The 578-nt window shown below is 19.2% G+C and carries 1 pseudogene; it reads right to left on the bottom strand.

From position 1 onward, the window contains the following. A pseudogene (locus tag H2277_RS09125) lies at nucleotides 1-578 on the bottom strand (hypothetical protein); the annotation flags it as partial.

The following is a 578-nucleotide window of genomic DNA, read 5'->3' as shown; positions in this document are numbered from 1 at the left end:
CAATTGCTTTTTTAAATTCTTTAGGTTTTAATTTGATATTTAAACTTTCTTCTAGTAAAGAATAATTTTTAATCCTTGCATTATAAATATTATATTTTATACTTAAATCTTTTAAAGAACTTAAATCCTCTTTATCGTATTTAAAATGATAAAGCAAATTTTCTTCTTTTTCTTCAAATAAAAACTCATTATTTTCTTTTGCACCTAAAAGAAGTTTTTCGTAAAAAAACACTCTTGTATTAAATTCTTTAAATTTAATATCATATTCTTTTTCTATTCTTTTAATGTCAAGTAAAGATTCATTTTTAATAAAAATATCGCAATGACTATCATAAATATGGATTAAATTTGACATCGATGAAGTATTATTTAAAAAGATAATTTTTTTATTTTTGTCTTTATTTTCTAAGATGAAATGGTTTAGGTTTTTAGAGTGGGAAGATAAAAGATAAAAATCTTGTTCTTTTATGCTATTTGTATTTTCTTTTGTATCACTTTCTTGATTTGAATTTTCATCTTGATTTAAATTTTTATTTATTTCTTTGTTTTTATTTTTATTTATTGTTTCGTCTTTACTA

Origin of the sequence: Campylobacter sp. W0014 (assembly GCF_020135975.1) — a bacterium.
Classification (GTDB): Bacteria; Campylobacterota; Campylobacteria; order Campylobacterales; family Campylobacteraceae; genus Campylobacter_D.
This window is presented reverse-complemented; position numbering and strand designations above follow the sequence as displayed.